Consider the following 17780-nt stretch of genomic DNA (forward strand, 5'->3'; position numbering starts at 1 on the left):
GATGCCTTTGCAGCATAATCCTTACATAAAGCCTTCGAGCGGCAACCAAGAGATAAATTTCACCCCTGCTTTTTGCCACCACTTGATTTTCGGTTCACGTGGATAAATACGCGTTTGACCATTTGACAGCTTAATTTTCCAATTGATCTGTTGGTCTGCATTGAGCACTAACTTATAGGCATATTTACTTAAATTTTCATCCATGGTGTAGTGGACGGCTTTGGCTAAGCGTGGGCTATTCAGTAATACCCCAATTTCAGTATTTAAATATGCTGAACGTGGATCAAAGTTAAATGAGCCGATAAAGACTTGTTTTTCATCAATTGCCATCAGTTTGGCATGCAGGCTTGAACGGCTTAAACCTTTTAGACTAACTTTAGATTTTTCCGCCAACTCTTTGGTATTGGTGTTGAGGTTTTCTGCATCAGGTCTAGAGAGAAACTCATAGAGTTGAACGTCGTGTTCCAAGAGGTCTTGACGATATTTGCTATAAAAAGCATGAACCAATGGTACGTCATTGGCCTGGAATGAGTTGGTCAAGACTCTGACTTTTACGCCATCTGCACGAAGGTTTTTTAGGCGTTCAGCCCCTTTTTTTTCTGGGACAAAGTAGGCTGAAACGATATCGACACTTTGTTCCGGTTTATCTAAACGGTTGAGGAGCTGAAAGTTGAGATGCTCTTCTTTTTTGGCTTTAGATTTGATTTTGCTCGGGGAGTCTTTGACGACTTCGGCTTTGACCCAGTCAAATTGGATTTTATTGTTGAGCCAGTCATCAAAGGCATGTGAACGATTGGCTAAGTCCAAATAATTAACCACAGTGGCTTCTTGGTTATAGTCATCGAGTTGTCGTTTGAGACTGTCAAAACGCAAACTATAGTGGCGTGGATTGACCAATTGGCGTACTGGAAAGGCATAGTCATCATTCCAATATTCGTCAAAAGAATGAATGATTTCATCGGACGCCGCACCGACCAACATGACGTCGACATCGGAAAATTGATAGTTATCACTGACGTTATAGTATTGGTTACTCATATTGCGACCACCAATCAGAGCAATTTGATTGTCTGCAATAAAGCTTTTGTTGTGCATACGACGGTTGATGCGTTTTAGATCCAGTACCATATCGACAGGGCGGAAATGTCGGAAGCGGTACGGGTTATACAGTTTGACATCAATATTGGCATGTTGGTCGAGTGCCATATAAATGCCTTCCATTTTTTTGGCATTGTTGTCATCGACCAATAAACGAATTTTCACCCCACGATCTGCAGCTTTGATCATGGCATGCAGGGCCAAAGCACCAATTTTGTCGTTATCCCAAATATAGTATTGTAGATCTAAACTTTTTTCGGCTTTATTGATCAGTTCGATTCGAGCCGCTAAGGCTTCTAATGGGTCATATAGAACATGATAACCAGTTAAGTTGGGATTTTGTTCACGTAGCGGCAGCACAATTTTCGCAAGGCTAGTATCGTCTGTCGGGGTATTAAAAGCATATTCCACAGGTTGAGTTTGCTGTTTAGGCAAGGTACTACATGCAGATAAAGTCAAAACAAGGCTACAACTCAGCAAAACCGCCTTAGTGTGGTTGTGTATGAAGGGCAAATTTTGCTGTTTCGGTGTAGCTGAGTTCATACTGTTAGACATACTAAAAAATTTGATTTGAGTATAAGTGTCAGCTGTGAAAAGATAAATATAGTGACCGAGTTTTCTCGTTAGGCAAATTGTAGAGCAAATGTATGTGGGAATTAGATTCCGTAGTGATGTATTTTTATATCGGGTTGGCTGTGCTGGGCGTTTGGGCAATTTCTCAAGCTTGGTTAAGTCAGTCGCGCACGGAAACGATTCATCCGTTTAAAGCCTTCGTACATTTGTTGGCATTCTATCTTTCGTATTTACTTATCCCTTTATTCTTCTTTAGCTTTTATGCAGGCTGGAGTGGCTATTATTCACTACATGAAGCGATTTTTGTCGGTGCTGTTACGGGGCTTTTGTGCTATGCCCGATTTATCGAGCCGCACATGATTCAGGTGAAAAAATGTCAATATCAATTGCATGAAACACGACAGTTATTAAAGCCTGTACGCATTGCCTTAATTGGTGATTTACATATTGGTTTATTTTCGGGTCATGAACGTCAGTTAAAAATGATCGTCGATAAAATCAATGCGCAAAATCCTGATTTGGTCGTGGTTGCAGGCGATTGGACTTACGAGCCAGAAAATAAGTTGGCTGAAGAGCTGGCCGTACTAAAAAAAATTATTGCTCCGATTTATTCGGTGAATGGTAATCATGATGAGCAATATCCCGGTCCGCCTATTCAAGCGCTGTTAAAACATGCATTAGAAAGTAACCATGTGGTGGATATCGAAGGGCAGGTGGTTGAGTTTAATGAGTTTCGTTTATTAGGTGTTGGGGACTTATGGGCTGGTAAAGCCGATATGCGCTATTTGCCAGAATTGCCACAAGATAAACCTTGGATCATTTTGTCGCATAATCCAGATACCGTCGATATGGTACCTAAACTTACGGGAAGACCATTGATGTTGTCGGGTCATACCCATGGCGGGCAGGTACAACTGCCATGGTTGACTGATTATGTAATGAAAAAAGTGTCGATTTTAGGCCATAAAAAAGGGCTATATCAGCATGACAATGCAGATGTCTTTGTCACTGTTGGTACGGGCATGGTTGGGGTACCTTTCCGTTTTCTTGTGCCACCGACCATTGATATTATCGAGTTGGTTTAATCAAAAATACCGTTTATTATCGCTAAACGGTTTGGTGACTGTTCCTCTTGATGAAGAGCTACAAACCTTGTTTTGTTAATAAAATTGAATCGTGCCATGAAACATTTGTAGTTTGAAGTTGAGTGAATGACCGTGTCTTGCAACATAAGATGTGTATTGCTACTCAGTGGGATCTAAGCTGCATGCATGAATTTAATTATTTAAAATGCTGTCAACTACAGAGTATTCATCAGTTCATTGACTCAATTTGAGACATAAAAAAGCCAGCAATATGTGCTGGCTTTTTTATTATGTGCAGATTAAACCTGATTATTCACATCATCATTTTTAGTTTCGCGAATCATTAAGAACGCGATCAATGAAAGGATTGATGCCGCAGTTAGGTAGTAACCTACTGCATATAAACCATAGCCAGTTGCAAGTTTAGTTGCGATCAATGGCGCGAAAGATGCACCAAAAATACCAGCCATGTTAAAGGTTAAAGCTGAACCTGTGTAACGTACAGACGTTGGGAAGATTTCAGACAATACCGTACCAATTGGACCATAGGTTAAACCCATGATCGCAAGACCGATACATAGGAATAAGAACACCATCGCAGTACTGCCAGACTCAAGCATGCTTGAGAAGACTAAGCCAAACAATGCAGATACAACACATACCGCAATCGAAGTCGTTTTACGACCAAATTTTTCAGCAAATACAGCAGAAAGTGGAATGAAGGCAGCGAAACAAAGTGTGGCAACCAGTTGAAGTTTTAAAAATTCTTCACGTGTGTAACCAAGCTGGGTTGTACCCCATTGTAAAGCGAATACTGTGGTTAAGTAGAACACAACGAATGTACAAATCGCGGCAATCGTACCGAGAATTAACATCCCCCAGTGCTTAGTGATCACTTCTTTGAACGGAATATTTACTTCTTTTTGCTTATCCAAAACTTTTTGGAACGCTGGTGTTTCATGTAATTTTAAACGAATCCACAGACCGACAATAACCAATAGCGCACTTGCAATGAATGGAATACGCCAACCCCATTGCATAAACTCAGCTTCAGACATGAAGTGACCTAAGGTCAAGAATGAGCCTGTTGCAAGAATAAAGCCGATTGGCGCGCCCAATTGAGGGAACATACCATACCAAGCACGTTTGCCTTCTGGCGCATTTTCAGTTGCAAGCAGCACGGCACCTGACCATTCACCACCTAAACCAAGACCTTGACCTAAGCGACAAAGTGCAAGCATGAGCGGAGCAGCGATACCAATTTGAGCATAGGTTGGAAGCAAGCCGATACATACTGTAGAAATCCCCATGGTGAGGAGAGCGGCAACTAATGTGGCTTTACGACCGATACGGTCACCTAAATGGCCAAAGAATGTTGCACCAATCGGGCGAGCAATAAAGGCAATCGCAAACGTTGCTAAAGATTGAATTGTTGCGGTTGTTGGATCTGTACTTGCAGGGAAGAACAGATGCGGGAAGATAATTACAGCCGCAGTTGCATAGATGTAGAAATCGAAGAATTCGATTGTGGTACCTACAAGACTTGCTGTAAGTACGCGGAATTTTGAATTTGTTGGTTGCTGTTCAGTGGCAGCAGCACTTGAAGACGCCATGGTGGACCTTACACTTACTAAAAATAATTGAACTTAGTTTTAAAAGCGTAATCTTTTTAAAAAAGGCGTAATTTCTTAAAAAAATACGAAATACCAACTTACGGACTGCGGAATTAGGGTCACTAAAGAATGCAGTGTCAGTGGGTTATATCACGTAGAGATAAATCGACAGGAAATGTGATCCTGCACCTATCAATACAAAAATATGCCAGATAGCGTGTGTATATCTTACCTTTTTTAAGGCATAAAACAATGCACCGATTGTATAAGATAGCCCGCCAATGATCAGGTAGGTTAAAGCTTGATCAGATAAAAAGCGTTGCATATCATCCATTACCAGTACTGCAAGCCATCCCATCACCAAATAGGCAATCAACGAAATCTTTTGAAAACGATGAATGAAAATTAATTTGAATAGTGTTCCAATTGCAGCAATGACCCACAGTGCAATGAGTAAATAATGCGCTTTTGCGGTAGGCAATGCGATTGCCAGAAACGGGGTGTAAGTACCTGCAATTAAATAATAGATTGCGGTATGGTCGAGTTTTTTGTACCAACCACGGCGCTCAGGAGATTCTGCGAAGTGATATAGACTCGAGGCTGAAAACAATAACAGCATACTGAATGCATACACCCAAAGTGCAAGCCATTGTCCAGTTGGAAGATATGATCCTTTTAAAATCAGTAGGATACCTGCGATGGCAGACAACGCTGCACCGAAAGCATGGGTATAGAAATTCAGTCTTTCTTCAGCTGGGTCATAAGCTAAAAGATGGGGAGCATTCATAACGTATCTTTTATAATAATTTAAATATACAAGTGTATAATAATTCAATTTTGCTTTTGGTGTAAGAAGATTTAAAATTGTTTTGCAAATTTATCTAGGTTTATATTATGTCATCTTTGGCTTCTCCCTCTACACAAGAGCAGCAATTTTTAGCAGCCTTTCAGCAAGCCATTGAAACACAGCGTTTTGATCGCATGATCTTGAGTCAGTATAAAGGTGAATTAGACCAATTAGAAAAAATGACCTTGCGAGTCATTTCGCTGCAAGGTGAGTCATTTCTTAGCTGTTTATATCGTTATAAAACCCAAGACATCACCAAAAATTATCCAATGGCAGCTGCATATCAACAAGTCGAAAGTTTATTGAGCTGTTGTAAGCAAGCCAACCTGATGACCTTGGATGAAGAAATTCAGCTTAAGAAAAATAAAAAGAAAGCCATGCTAAGCATTAGCAAAAAGCAGCCTGCTTTAGGGAAAAATCCTACGGAGCAGCAAGGGCATGATCGAGCAAAACATCGCTATGTCGATCAAGACAGTTATTTCTTACAGCCACTCGGTATTACGGATGCCAAATCACAAATTATTCCGAGCATGGCGCGTAAATGGAAACAAATTAATAAATTTGTAGAAATTTTTTCAGGCGCTTTAAGTCAGATTAAAGAGACTGATCAATCTCTACATGTTGTAGATTTTGGTTCACGCAAGGGATATCTAACTTTTGCATTATATGATTATTTAGCAAAACACCAGCAAGTGCCTAAAGTGACTGGGGTTGAGCTGAATCCAAAAATGGTGGAATTTTGCCAAAGCGTTGCTCAGCAGTCGAATTTCAGCCAACTGGATTTTTTCCAAGGCGATGTTCGTACCTATGCGCCTGAGCGCTTAGATGTCATGATTGCGCTGCACGCCTGTGATGTGGCAACGGACTTTGCGATTCATACCGGTATTCGATTAAATGCGCAAATGATCATGTGTGCGCCGTGTTGTCATAAAGAACTGCGTCCGCAATTGAAAGCGCCGCAAGTACTTGCACCGATGTTGCAATTTGGTATTCATGCAGGCCAGCAAGCAGAGATGCTTACTGACACGATTCGTGCACTTTTATTGAAAGCATATGGTTATGAAACCAAAGTCTTTGAATTTGTGGCACTTGAACATACCAGTAAAAATAAAATGATCTTGGCAACCAAACGTGCAGACTATGTCGAACCTGATCAAGCGGTATTGGCGCAGATCCAAGCTTTAAAAGACATGTATGGCATTCAAAAGCATTCGTTAGAATTATTGTTGAATGATCAATGGGACCAGCAAGATATTGGCTGTAAATGCTAAAGGATGAAGGGATGCAGCAGTTAAATATTCAATTTGGTCCGTGGGAGCAACTGGCATCTGCAGCTCGGCCGATACGTGAACAGGTCTTTATTTTAGAACAGCAGATATCGCCCGAAGATGAATGGGATGCAGAAGATGCGATTTCACTGCATTTTATTGTTCATGATGGGATGAAAGCTATTGCAACTGCACGTTTGTTGAAAAATAACAGTATAGGTCGTGTTGCTGTTTTAAAGGCCTATCGCGGTCAGGGTATTGGTAAAATCTTGATGCAAGCTATCATCGAACAAGCGAAATTAGAGCAACGTGAATATTTAAAACTATCATCACAAGTGCATGCTATACCGTTTTATGCAGCTTTAGGTTTTGTTGTTGAAGGTGATGAATATTTAGATTGTGGTATTCCGCATCAAGATATGTACATGGCTTTGGCTTAAATACGTAAAATTGGACATCTATAAATAAAAAAACGCTTAATATTTTAAGCGTTTTTTTTATATAGATGAGGTCAAAGCTTAGTGACCATGATCATTCGATGCAGTAGGTTCAGGGCTCATGTCATCCATATGTGCATGTTGTTCTTCAGTCATCTGCATATCTGCTGCAGTCGGCGCAGAAGCTTCACGAGCTGCTTGATCAGCTTGCGCCTTTTTCAACGCTTCTTCTGACATCACAGGGGCATTTTTAAATGCATGCTGTTGAGTATTGTCTTTTTTCTGTTGGCTCGGCATATAGTCTGGTTCATTGGTCACAGCAAGCCAGAAAATACCCATGAATAGCGTACCTAAAATACAGAAAATAATCAGTGCTTTCCAGCCCCATGGTGATTTTTCAGGAGAAGTATGATCAGTCATAACAAGCTACTCAATCGGATAAAAAGAAATCAAAAAACTTGTTACTTTATAACATAAAACAGATGAGAGTTAGCGTAAAATCTAGATTTGTTTGCAAACACGCGAATGCGAAGGAAAATTAAAAGGAGCCGAAGCTCCTTTTGCTGTTCAAAATGAATAATTAAATCTGCTCAGCTTTCGCCACTTTGTCTTTCAGTAATTTCGGTGCTTTGAAGCGTTCGCCATATTTTGCTTCTAGTGTATTGGCACGTAATAGCGCTTTTTCCAAACCATATTGGTTTAAAAATTGAAGTGCACCACCTGTCCAAGGGGCAAAACCAATCCCGAAGATTGATCCGACATTGCCATCAACAGTCGATTCCAAAACACCTTCTTCTAGGCAGCGTAAGGTATCGAGTGACTGTACAAACAGGAAGCGGTCAATCATTTCCTGTTCAGAAATAGCATTATCATTCTGCCATTTGCTCAAGCCATCCCAGAGGTGCTTTTTACCGCCTTCAGGATATTCATAAAAACCTGCGCCGGCAGCTTTACCTTTACGTCCGAACTCATGAATCATTGTCTGAATCACCTCATCCGCACCTGAACGTGGTAGGTCTTTGCCTTCGGTTTGTAGGGCTTTACGGGTCTCAGCAGCAACATGCTCAGACAACGTTAAAGACACTTCATCTTGAATCGCCAATGGGCCTACAGGCATGCCGGCTTTTAGTGCAGCCATTTCAATGCGGGCAGGGTGTACGCCTTCAGCCAATAGACGTAAACCTTCTTGCACAAAGGTGCCAAAGACACGGCTGGTAAAGAAGCCGCGGCTGTCATTCACCACAATTGGCGTTTTGCCAATTTGCTGCACAAAGTCAAAGGCTTTAGCCAAAGTGTCTGCTGATGTATTTTTGCCTTTAATGATTTCGACCAATTGCATTTTGTCGACAGGACTAAAGAAATGTAGACCGATAAATTTAGCTTGATCTTGAGATGCATTGGCTAAGCCTGAAATTGGCAAAGTTGAGGTATTGGATGCAAAAATACCGCCATCTGCCAAATAGGCTTCTGCTTCTTGTGTCACTTTGGCTTTGATTTCGACATTTTCAAATACCGCTTCAATGATCAAGTCGCAGCCTTGTAAGTCGGCAGCATCTGCAGTGGCATGAATCAGTCCTAAAACTTGATCACGTTTTTCTGCACTTAAACGGCCTTGAGTTACTTTTTTATCCAGCAGTTTTTGGCTATAGGCTTTGCCTTTTTCAGCAGCTTCTACAGAGATATCTTTAAGTACAACTGCAATGCCTTTTGATGCTGTGGCATAAGCGATGCCTGCACCCATCATGCCTGCGCCTAAAATACCAACTTTGGTGGCTTGCCATTTCGCGACGTCTTTTGGACGACTTGTACCAGACTTAATAGCGTTGAGACCATGCCAGAAGGTGCCGATCATATTTTTAGAAATTTGACCGGTTGCAAGGTAAGTAAAGTAACGTGATTCAATCGTGAGCGCCGTATCAACATCGACCTGAGCGCCTTCAACCGCAGCTGACATAATGGCTTCAGGCGCAGGGTAACAGCCCTTGGTTTTGTCACGCAGCATAGCAGGGGCAATGGCGAGCATTTGCGCCACCGCTGGAGTCGATGGTGTGCCGCCCGGAATTTTATAGCCTTTTACATCATAGGGCTGCTGTGATTTTGGATTGGCTTTGACCCACGCAATGGCTTTGTCCATCAATTCTTCAAGGCTATCTGCAGTGTCTTGAATCAGCCCCAATGATTTGGCTTTTTCGACACCAATTTGTTTGCCTTCCATCAAGAGCGGAAATGCATTTTGCAGACCCAATAAACGGACCATACGAACAATACCGCCACCACCCGGCAGTAAACCTAAGGTTACTTCAGGTAAGCCAAATTTCGCTTTAGCATCATTAAGGGCGATTCGATAATGACAGCCAAGAGCTAACTCCCAACCACCGCCAAGCGCCGTGCCATTTAAAGCTGCAACAACAGGAATGCCACGGGTTTCGATATAACGCAGTTTGGCTTTCATCTCTTCAATCATATTAAAGAATTCAGTTGCATGCTCAGGTGTAGCTTGAATCAGTTCGTCTAAGTCGCCGCCGGCAAAGAAGGTTTTTTTTGCGGAACGGAAAATAATCCCTGCAATATTTTCATCTGCTTGCAGTTTGTCTACCGTTTCAGCCAGTGCAGCACGGAAATCTGCATTCATGGTGTTGGCAGATTGGTTTGGAGAATCTAAAGTTAAAATGACGATATTGTCGGCATTTTTTTCAAATTGAATTGCGCTCATTTTTATTCTCCTTATACCAACTCAATAATCGTTGCGATGCCCATACCGCCACCCACGCAAAGTGTTGCTAAGCCGCGTTTTTTACCTTGGCGTTCCAGTTCATCCATCAGGGTGCCTAAAATCATGGCGCCTGTTGCACCCAGCGGATGTCCTAATGCAATTGCACCGCCATTCACATTGACTTTGGTAGGGTCAACCTTGAGTTCGGTAATAAAACGCATCACGACTGCTGCAAAAGCTTCGTTCACTTCAAATAGGTCAATATCATCAATGGTTAAGCCAGCTTTAGCTAAGGCTTTACGTGCAGCAGGTGCAGGGCCAGTCAGCATAATGGTTGGGTCTGCACCCACCAATGCAGTGGCAAGCACTTTGGCACGCGGTTTTAGGCCTTGTTCTTTGATCGCTTTTTCAGAGGCAAGCAATACTACGGCAGCACCATCAACGATGCCCGATGAGTTCCCTGCATGGTGTACATGGTTGACTGCGCCGACTTCAGGATATTTTTGCAAGGCAATGGCATCAAAGCCCATTTGCCCCATCATGGCAAAACTTGGGTTGAGCTTGCCTAAGCCTTCTGCTGTGGTCGTTGGTTTAATAAATTCATCTTTGGCTAAAACTGTCACGCCTGCTTTGTCTTTAACAGGAACGACAGATTTGTCAAAATAACCCTTGGCTTGGGCTGCTGCGGCTTTTTGCTGAGAGTTGGCTGCAAAGGCATCCACATCTGCTCGGCTGTAACCGTCAATGGTGGCAATTAAATCTGCCCCAATGCCTTGCGGAATAAAATCACAGGCCATATTGGTTTCAGGGTCGAGCGCCCAAGGGCCGCCATCTGAGCCCATTGGCACACGAGACATCGACTCTACACCGCCAGCCACCACAAGGTCTTCCCAACCAGAGCGGACCTTTTGCGCTGCCATATTCACAGCTTCTAAACCTGATGCACAAAAACGGTTGATTTGAACGCCTGCCACATCATTGTCCCAACCTGCTGCAATGGCTGCGGTTTTGGCAATGTCTGCGCCTTGGTCACCAATGGGGGTTACACAGCCCAGTACAATGTCGTCAACTGCAGCGGTGTCAAATTGATGTCGGTTTTGTAATTCGTTCAATAAACCGGTCAGTAGGCTAATCGGTTTAACGGCATGTAGTGAACCGTCTTTTTTTCCTTTGCCGCGCGGTGTGCGAATGGCATCAATGATGTAAGCCTCGCTCATAATCCTGTCCTTATGATCTATAAATTTTTATTGGTTTTTTGAGTGTACGGATTAATCAACCCAGTGCAATGATGAGAACGGGTGAGTCGTTTGATATTTTTGGTCAACGCTTGCTGCTGAATAAGATAAAAATCAACCTGCATATTGAAAGCGAGGATCGGTTAAGATCAGTTGCTATCGATTTAGTTCAAATTGAAGATCTGCTTATGCATAAAAATGTGAAGCGAGTGTTGAAAGGTCTGGCTTGGCTAGTACTAGTAGGCTGCTTAGGTTTTGTATGCATGATCGGTTTTTATGTTTATATGATCTATGGCATTCATCCCTCAGATGAGGGGATGGGCGGTTTAGCCTGTGAGTATGATCGAAATGATCATGTGACCAAGGCAGAAATGTATCGGATACAGGATGGCAAACGCGTGATCACGCCCGTCGATCCATTGCTTTGTCAAAAACAACGTGCAGATTTTCCGAAATAAAAAAACCTGATCGAGATCAGGTTTTAGAGAATGGTATTTTTGAATATTGCTTAATGATAACCATGTAATTGGCGATATAGGCCTGGTGTTACACCGGTCCACTTTTTAAAGGCACGGTGGAAAGTACTGGTTTCACTAAAACCGACTTGCTGTGCAACATCTTCAAGCGTTAAGTCTGGATTAAGCAATAAGTGAATTGCAGCATCACGACGTAAGGCATCTTTCACACCTTGGTAGCTCTTACCTTCAGCGGCTAAACGACGACGTAGTGTTTGCGGCGATAGATACAGCATTGAAGCAACATCGTTCAAGGTTGGCATTTCTTCGCCAATTTGACTCTTCAGCACATCACGGATACGAGATGTTAATGAATTGGTATTTTTAAATTTAACCAATAACTGTGCAGGAGCCGCTTTTAAGAATTCTTCAAGCGTTTCTTCGTTTTGACGAATGGGTAAATCTAAATAATCCGCTGCAAATGTAATTTCAGTTCGTGGTGTATCAAACTGCATGACAGGTGCAAAAAACAAGGCATCATATTCGTCAGCATGTTCAGGACGTTCATAACCGAAGTGAACACGCTCTAAAGGCAGACGACGTTCAATCAACCAAGAAGCGAGACCATGCCAAATCATCAGCATACTTTCTGTAATGAAATGGTCTGGGTCCATAGATTTTGGAATTTGAGGAACTAAACGTGCTTCGTGCTTATCACGTTCTAGTGTCACCGACCATTCATCACCAAACAGTTTGTAGAACTGCGAAGACAATTCGAGTGCATCACCGAGGGTTTTTGCATGAATAATCAATTGGCACATAATGGCAAAAGTACCCAAGCGGCGCGGTTGAATATCAAAACCGACATGTTCGTCTTGAGTCACCATCCACAACATTTTAATAAAACGTGTGTATTGTTCAGGTGAAATACGCGCTTTGGGTTGGCGTAGAAGTTCAGCCTCAATGCCAACATGAGACAATAAAGTTTCGACATCCATGCCGAGACGTCTCACACCAGTTAAGGCTGCATTGACGAAATGGATACTGATCGTATCACGACTCATGTTTAATCCTTCAGTCTCTTTAATGTTCACAAATGTTTGACCTAAATGACGCTAAAAAAAGAAATCATGGCAATTTACAACAGCGGTTTTGCCATTTTTACATGGTAAATTGCCGAAACTATCAAGGTAAATGGCTGAACATGACATTGTTTTAATCATTTTATATTTCTACCATGGATAAAAAATCTACACAATTAGAGAAAAATATCCATGGAAGCTGCTTTAAAAGGATTGAAAGTACTCGACTTTTCGACATTACTCCCAGGGCCATTTGCGACCTTGTATTTGGCTGACATGGGTGCGGAAGTTGTGCATATTGAGTCACCGACGCGTCCCGATCTGGTTCGTTTGATGCCACCTTATGCCAATGGGCAAGCCACAGCGCATAGTTATTTAAATCGCAATAAACAATCCATCGCATTAGATTTAAAAGATCCGAAAAGTATTGAATTGATCAAAGCCAAAATTTCAGATTTTGATATTGTGGTAGAACAATTTCGTCCAGGTGTTATGCAACGCTTGGGTTTGGATTATGCAGATTTGGCCGAAATTAATCCGCGACTTATTTACTGCTCGATTACGGGTTATGGTCAAACCGGACATTACAAAGACCGTGCAGGGCATGACATCAATTACTTGGCTTTATCAGGCATTTCAGGTCATAGCGGACGCCAAGATAGTGGCCCGCCACCGATGGGGATTCAAATTGCCGATGTAGCAGGTGGATCAATGCATGCAATTACTGGCATCTTAGCTGCGGTGATTGAGCGTTATCGTAGCGGCTTAGGGCAATATATTGATATTTCCATGACCGATTGCGCTGTTGCATTGAACAATATGGCTGCAGCTGGCGTATTGGCTGCCAATGCTGTAACAGCCGCAGAAACTGCACATCTGAATGGCGGCAGTTTCTATGATTATTATCGAACCCAAGATGGTCGTTATCTGTCTATAGGTGGTTTGGAGCCACAGTTTTTACATGGATTGGCGCAAATTCTAGATGTACCCGCTTTAGCGACGCAAGGCATGTCATTTGATCCACAGGATCAGACTGAAATTAAGCATGCAGTTGCCCGAAAAATACTAACCAAAACATGGGCTGAGTGGAAAAAGATTTTTGCCTCTCAAGATGTCTGTGTGGAACCAGTTTTAAGTTTGGACGAAGCTCTAAATTCACAATTGGCCCAAGAGCGGCATTGGTGTGTTGAAGTTCCGCTACAAGAAGGCGACACAATGACACAAACTCAACTGGCATGTCCGATTAAATTTTCTAGATCAGCATTGATTTATACCCATGTGGGTAAAACTTTAGGTGCGGATAATTGGTTATGAATGGTATAAAAAAAGGTGATAAGTTAAACAATAAAACCTTTAAAATCTCTTAATTAGATAAACATCTATGTGAATATTGAGAGTTGTTAACAAAAAAATAAATAAATTATACAAATGTGAGAGTATTATATGAACTATTAACACAATTGGTATATAGGTCTCCAAATGAAAATAGCTGTGAGTAAACTTGGATCTTTATATCTTAGCCTCGGAATAATGCTTGCGGGTTCAGCAACCCAAGCGGCAACTGCTGCAGATGCTTTCAGTTCTGAAAGCCCATGGATGTTCGGTGATTGGGACGGTCAACGAATAGCGCTTCAACAGAAAGGTTACGATTTTAGTTTTAGTTATGGTGGCGAATTAGCTACTTTGTTAGATGCAAAGCATGCTTCAAGTCATGGCACTGAATATGCGGACCAATTCACGATCGGGGCACATCTCGATTTAGAAAAAATAGCGGGTTGGAAAGATACCGAAGCGCAAATCAATATCACTGAACGTAATGGTCGTTCATTGTCTCAAACTTCAGATGCATTAAATGGTCATTTAAGTGCAACACAAGAAGTTTGGGGGCGTGGTCAAACTTGGCGTTTGACTGATTTTTGGATCAAGAAAAAACTCTTAGACCAAAAATTAGATATTAAAGTCGGTCGCTTCGGTGAAGGTGAAGATTTCAATAGCTTTGACTGTGACTTTCAAAACCTAGCACTTTGTGGTTCACAAGTGGGTAACTGGGTTGGTGACCAATGGTACAACTGGCCAGTTAGCCAATGGGCTGCTCGCGTGAAATATAACATTCAGCCTGAACTCTACGCACAAGTCGGGGTTTATGAATACAACCCTGAAAATCTAAAACGTGGTAAAGGTTGGAACTTGAGTACCGATGGTTCAAAAGGTGCGATTATTCCTGCTGAAGTAGTGTGGACTCCAAAAGTGGGGACACAAAAGCTTCCGGGTGAATACCGTGCAGGTTACTACTACAGTACCGCTGATGCCGATGTCATTGATAGCCCAATAAATGAAAAAGATCACCATCAAGGTGGTTGGATTGTGGCGAAACAACAACTGACAGCACACAAAGACGATGCTTCACGTGGCTTAAGTGGTTTTGTGAATGTCACCGTGCATGACTCAGACACCAATAATGTGAGTGATATGCAAAACATTGGCTTGGTCTACAAAGGTGCATTCGATGCACGTCCTCAGGATGAAATTGCGATTGGTTTGGGTCGTATCAGTATCAATGATGATGTGAATGATGCCAATATTGCCAATAACAGCGTTGATGCACGCGGTCTACAAAGTGAAGAGTATGACGCAGAAATTTACTACGGTATTCATGCAGCAAACTGGCTGACTATTCGTCCAAATATTCAATATATCCGTCACGTCGGTGCTTACAAAAATGGTGAGAATGCGTGGGTCGGCGGTATCAAATTTCAAACAGCATTTTAATTGATGTCAAATTAGAGTTCTTATAAAAGCAATTCGGTAATTCTGAGAAAAATTACGATATTTTCCCTTGAATTGTTTTTGTAACAACTTCTCTTTGCGACATAAAAACGGTGGTGTGTTGAATGTGTTTCACGCACCAAATACAACATTCGACAATAGAGGTGGTCAACATGAGCAACCCATCTACTGGAAATGGGATGCGAACATTTACCGTCGTTGTGATGGCAATTTTCGCCTTAGTTCTATTGATTGGTGGTATCTGGCTGGCAGTCCTTGGCGGTTCTTGGTACTACATTATCGCCGGCCTGTTAATGCTGGCTTCAGCAATATACTTAAGAAAAATTCAAAACAGTTCTTTATACATTTATGCAGCGTTGATGCTGGGTACAGTGATTTGGGGACTTTGGGAGGCAGGTTCTGACTTTTGGGCACTTGCACCGCGTTTTGATATTTTAGGCTTATTGGGCCTTTGGTTACTGATTCCTGCCGTGACACGCGGTATGGAAAATGGCAAAACTGCGAAAATTACATTATCAGGCACACTGGTGATCGCGATTATCGTGATGATCTATTCAATTTTTAATGATCCGCAAGAAATTCACGGTGAAATTAAAAATGCACAACCTCAAACAGCCAAAGCGATTGAGGGTATTGCTCCTGAAGATTGGCCTGCCTATGGTCGTACACAAGGTGGTGTACGTTATTCTCCACTCACCCAAATCAATAGCGACAACGTTAAAGATTTAGAAGTAGCATGGACTTTCCGTACAGGTGAGTTACCAACAGAAAATGACTCAGGTGAAACCACAAACCAAGTCACTCCGATTAAAGTCGGCAATGACATGTTTATGTGTACAACTCACCAACGTTTAATTGCACTTGATCCTGCGACAGGTAAACAAAAATGGGCATTCGATCCAAAACTTAAAGCGGACAATACCTATCAACATTTAACATGTCGTGGTGTGTCTTATTTTGACGCAGCAAATACCACTCAGTTTGCAAAAAGCTTAGAGAACAAACGCTCGACTTCAACTGAATGTCCGCGCAAAGTGATCTTGCCTGTAAATGATGGTCGTTTGGTTGCAGTCAATGCTGACACAGGTAAAGCATGTAGTGATTTTGGTCATAACGGCGAAGTCGATCTACAAAAAGATATGCCTTATCCGTATCCGGGCGGTTATATCCCAACTTCACCTCCAGTGGTTACTGGCACAACCATTGTGATTGGCGGTTCAACTACCGATAACTTCTCGACTAAAGAGCCATCTGGTGTCATCCGTGGTTATGATGTTAATACTGGTGAATTATTGTGGATCTTTGATACAGGGGCGCAAGATCCAAATGCCATGCCAGGTGAAGGTCAAAAATACTCTGTAGCCTCACCGAATGCATGGGCACCTTTAGCATATGACGAAAAACTTGACATCGTTTATGTGCCAACAGGTGTAGGCACACCAGACATTTTTGGTGGTCACCGTACGCCATTAGATGAACGCTATGCAAACTCAATGTTGGCATTAAATGCATCAACAGGTAAATTAATTTGGAATTTCCAAACCACACATCATGATTTGTGGGATATGGATGTACCATCACAACCTTCATTGGCAGATATCAAAGATAAATCAGGTAATACTGTTCCTGCGATCTATGTCTTAACCAAAACAGGTAATGCATTCGTCCTTGACCGTCGTACCGGTAAAGCGATTGTGCCAATCACTGAAAAAGCGGTTCCACAAACTGTAAAACGTGGTCCACAAACTAAAGGTGAGCATTATTCTGCAACTCAACCATTCTCTGATTTTGATTTAGCACCAAAAGATAAATTGACTGATAAACAAATGTGGGGTGCCACTATGTTTGACCAGTTGATGTGTCGTGTGTATTTCAAATCATTAAACTACGACGGTATTTATACACCACCTTCTGAAAATGGCACATTGGTATTCCCAGGTAACCTTGGGGTATTTGAATGGGGTGGTATGTCGGTGAACCAAGACCGTCAAGTTGCTGTGATGAACCCAATTGGCTTGCCATTTGTGACTAAGTTGATTCCTACAGATCCAAACCGTGAGCAAACTGCGAAAGGTGCGGGTACTGAACAAGGCGTGCAACCGATGTATGGCGTACCTTATGGGGTGGAAATCAAAGCATTCTTGTCACCACTTGGCTTACCTTGTAAACAACCTTCATGGGGCTTTACTGCGGGTGTAGATTTAAATACACATGAAGTGGTCTGGAAAAAACGTATTGGTACAATTCGTGACAGTTTACCGAAATTGTTCCAATTACCTGCTGTGAAAATTGGTGTACCGGGTCTTGGTGGATCAATCTCGACTGCTGGTAATGTCATGTTTGTAGGCGCAACACAAGATAACTATATCCGTGCAATCAATGTAACGAATGGTGATACTTTGTGGGAAGGTCGTCTACCCGCAGGTGGTCAAGCGACTCCAATGACTTATGAAGCAAATGGTAAACAATATGTTGTGATCATGGCTGGTGGTCATGGTTCATTTGGTACAAAACTTGGTGATTACCTTGTTGCGTATGCGTTACCAGATAAAAAATAAGTGATTTTACGTCGCTAAATAAAAAGCCC

Annotated in this window: 14 protein-coding genes; 7 read left to right on the plus strand and 7 right to left on the minus strand. The window is 42.1% G+C overall.

What is annotated here, in order from left to right; all coding sequences use genetic code 11:
- Nucleotides 1-21 precede the first annotated feature (21 nt).
- Entirely contained in the window at nt 22-1641 is a 1620-nt protein-coding gene (locus FTV50_RS15580; protein WP_257223939.1) for a phospholipase D family protein, read from the minus strand.
- Nucleotides 1642-1745: 104 nt separating this feature from the next.
- Here FTV50_RS15580 and FTV50_RS15585 point away from each other — a divergent pair, with 104 nt between their 5' ends.
- Nucleotides 1746-2756: a metallophosphoesterase gene (locus tag FTV50_RS15585; protein WP_180024997.1), complete on the plus strand. Its 1011-nt coding sequence runs from the start codon at nt 1746-1748 to the stop codon at nt 2754-2756.
- 299 nt (nt 2757-3055) lie between these two features.
- Here FTV50_RS15585 and FTV50_RS15590 read toward each other — a convergent pair whose 3' ends face one another.
- Nucleotides 3056-4369 carry an MFS transporter gene (locus tag FTV50_RS15590; RefSeq protein ID WP_078194265.1) on the minus strand — a complete coding sequence of 438 codons (1314 nt, stop codon included), beginning with the start codon at nt 4367-4369 and terminating at the stop codon, nt 3056-3058.
- Between the two features lie 145 nt (nt 4370-4514).
- The gene (locus FTV50_RS15595) at nt 4515-5156 is read right to left on the minus strand and encodes a hemolysin III family protein (RefSeq protein ID WP_180011623.1); all 642 of its coding nucleotides are present in this window, start codon (nt 5154-5156) and stop codon (nt 4515-4517) included.
- Between the two features lie 107 nt (nt 5157-5263).
- Between FTV50_RS15595 and FTV50_RS15600 the strand changes: the two genes are divergently transcribed.
- On the plus strand, nt 5264-6487 hold the full coding sequence (locus tag FTV50_RS15600) for an SAM-dependent methyltransferase (RefSeq protein WP_180024998.1): 1224 nt from the start codon (nt 5264-5266) through the stop codon (nt 6485-6487).
- An 11-nt stretch (nt 6488-6498) separates the two neighbouring features.
- Entirely contained in the window at nt 6499-6924 is a 426-nt protein-coding gene (locus FTV50_RS15605; RefSeq protein ID WP_249733326.1) for a GNAT family N-acetyltransferase, read from the plus strand.
- Nucleotides 6925-7002: 78 nt separating this feature from the next.
- Here the strand turns inward: FTV50_RS15605 and FTV50_RS15610 are convergent, their stop codons facing one another.
- The 3 genes from FTV50_RS15610 to FTV50_RS15620 form a co-directional block, all read right to left on the minus strand.
- Nucleotides 7003-7341: a hypothetical protein gene (locus FTV50_RS15610; protein ID WP_180025000.1), complete on the minus strand. Its 339-nt coding sequence runs from the start codon at nt 7339-7341 to the stop codon at nt 7003-7005.
- Nucleotides 7342-7501: 160 nt separating this feature from the next.
- Complete coding sequence (locus FTV50_RS15615) at nt 7502-9634, minus strand: 3-hydroxyacyl-CoA dehydrogenase NAD-binding domain-containing protein (protein ID WP_180025001.1); 2133 nt, start codon at nt 9632-9634, stop codon at nt 7502-7504.
- Between the two features lie 11 nt (nt 9635-9645).
- The gene (locus FTV50_RS15620) at nt 9646-10851 is read right to left on the minus strand and encodes an acetyl-CoA C-acetyltransferase (RefSeq protein ID WP_180025002.1); all 1206 of its coding nucleotides are present in this window, start codon (nt 10849-10851) and stop codon (nt 9646-9648) included.
- 68 nt (nt 10852-10919) lie between these two features.
- On the opposite strand from FTV50_RS15620, the gene FTV50_RS15625 reads away from it, so the two are divergent.
- On the plus strand, nt 10920-11327 hold the full coding sequence (locus tag FTV50_RS15625) for a hypothetical protein (RefSeq protein ID WP_257223940.1): 408 nt from the start codon (nt 10920-10922) through the stop codon (nt 11325-11327).
- A 50-nt stretch (nt 11328-11377) separates the two neighbouring features.
- Here the strand turns inward: FTV50_RS15625 and FTV50_RS15630 are convergent, their stop codons facing one another.
- Nucleotides 11378-12388: an AraC family transcriptional regulator gene (locus FTV50_RS15630; RefSeq protein ID WP_180005120.1), complete on the minus strand. Its 1011-nt coding sequence runs from the start codon at nt 12386-12388 to the stop codon at nt 11378-11380.
- 210 nt (nt 12389-12598) lie between these two features.
- Here FTV50_RS15630 and FTV50_RS15635 point away from each other — a divergent pair, with 210 nt between their 5' ends.
- The 3 genes from FTV50_RS15635 to FTV50_RS15645 all read left to right on the plus strand — a co-directional run bounded on the left by FTV50_RS15635 (nt 12599) and on the right by FTV50_RS15645 (nt 17751).
- Nucleotides 12599-13720 (plus strand): CaiB/BaiF CoA-transferase family protein, encoded by a 1122-nt coding sequence (locus FTV50_RS15635; RefSeq protein ID WP_180025003.1) that lies wholly within the window; start codon nt 12599-12601, stop codon nt 13718-13720.
- Between the two features lie 216 nt (nt 13721-13936).
- The gene (locus tag FTV50_RS15640; RefSeq protein ID WP_257223941.1) at nt 13937-15175 is read left to right on the plus strand and encodes a carbohydrate porin; all 1239 of its coding nucleotides are present in this window, start codon (nt 13937-13939) and stop codon (nt 15173-15175) included.
- A 170-nt stretch (nt 15176-15345) separates the two neighbouring features.
- Nucleotides 15346-17751 carry a glucose/quinate/shikimate family membrane-bound PQQ-dependent dehydrogenase gene (locus tag FTV50_RS15645; protein WP_180025005.1) on the plus strand — a complete coding sequence of 802 codons (2406 nt, stop codon included), beginning with the start codon at nt 15346-15348 and terminating at the stop codon, nt 17749-17751.
- The last annotated feature ends 29 nt before the right edge of the window (nt 17752-17780 follow it).

The organism is Acinetobacter sp. YH1901134 (genome assembly GCF_013416965.1).
Classification (GTDB): domain Bacteria; phylum Pseudomonadota; class Gammaproteobacteria; order Pseudomonadales; family Moraxellaceae; genus Acinetobacter; species Acinetobacter amyesii.

Coding starts and splice junctions, on each gene's coding strand:
- FTV50_RS15600 (WP_180024998.1), top strand. CDS start 5,264: ATGTCATCTTTGGCTTCTCCCTCTACACAAGAGCAGCAATTTTTAGCA.
- FTV50_RS15610 (WP_180025000.1), bottom strand. CDS start 7,341: ATGACTGATCATACTTCTCCTGAAAAATCACCATGGGGCTGGAAAGCA.
- FTV50_RS15605 (WP_249733326.1), top strand. CDS start 6,499: ATGCAGCAGTTAAATATTCAATTTGGTCCGTGGGAGCAACTGGCATCT.
- FTV50_RS15630 (WP_180005120.1), bottom strand. CDS start 12,388: ATGAGTCGTGATACGATCAGTATCCATTTCGTCAATGCAGCCTTAACT.
- FTV50_RS15625 (WP_257223940.1), top strand. CDS start 10,920: ATGATGAGAACGGGTGAGTCGTTTGATATTTTTGGTCAACGCTTGCTG.
- FTV50_RS15580 (WP_257223939.1), bottom strand. CDS start 1,641: ATGAACTCAGCTACACCGAAACAGCAAAATTTGCCCTTCATACACAAC.
- FTV50_RS15640 (WP_257223941.1), top strand. CDS start 13,937: ATGCTTGCGGGTTCAGCAACCCAAGCGGCAACTGCTGCAGATGCTTTC.
- FTV50_RS15645 (WP_180025005.1), top strand. CDS start 15,346: ATGAGCAACCCATCTACTGGAAATGGGATGCGAACATTTACCGTCGTT.
- FTV50_RS15620 (WP_180025002.1), bottom strand. CDS start 10,851: ATGAGCGAGGCTTACATCATTGATGCCATTCGCACACCGCGCGGCAAA.
- FTV50_RS15585 (WP_180024997.1), top strand. CDS start 1,746: ATGTGGGAATTAGATTCCGTAGTGATGTATTTTTATATCGGGTTGGCT.
- FTV50_RS15635 (WP_180025003.1), top strand. CDS start 12,599: ATGGAAGCTGCTTTAAAAGGATTGAAAGTACTCGACTTTTCGACATTA.
- FTV50_RS15595 (WP_180011623.1), bottom strand. CDS start 5,156: ATGAATGCTCCCCATCTTTTAGCTTATGACCCAGCTGAAGAAAGACTG.
- FTV50_RS15590 (WP_078194265.1), bottom strand. CDS start 4,369: ATGGCGTCTTCAAGTGCTGCTGCCACTGAACAGCAACCAACAAATTCA.
- FTV50_RS15615 (WP_180025001.1), bottom strand. CDS start 9,634: ATGAGCGCAATTCAATTTGAAAAAAATGCCGACAATATCGTCATTTTA.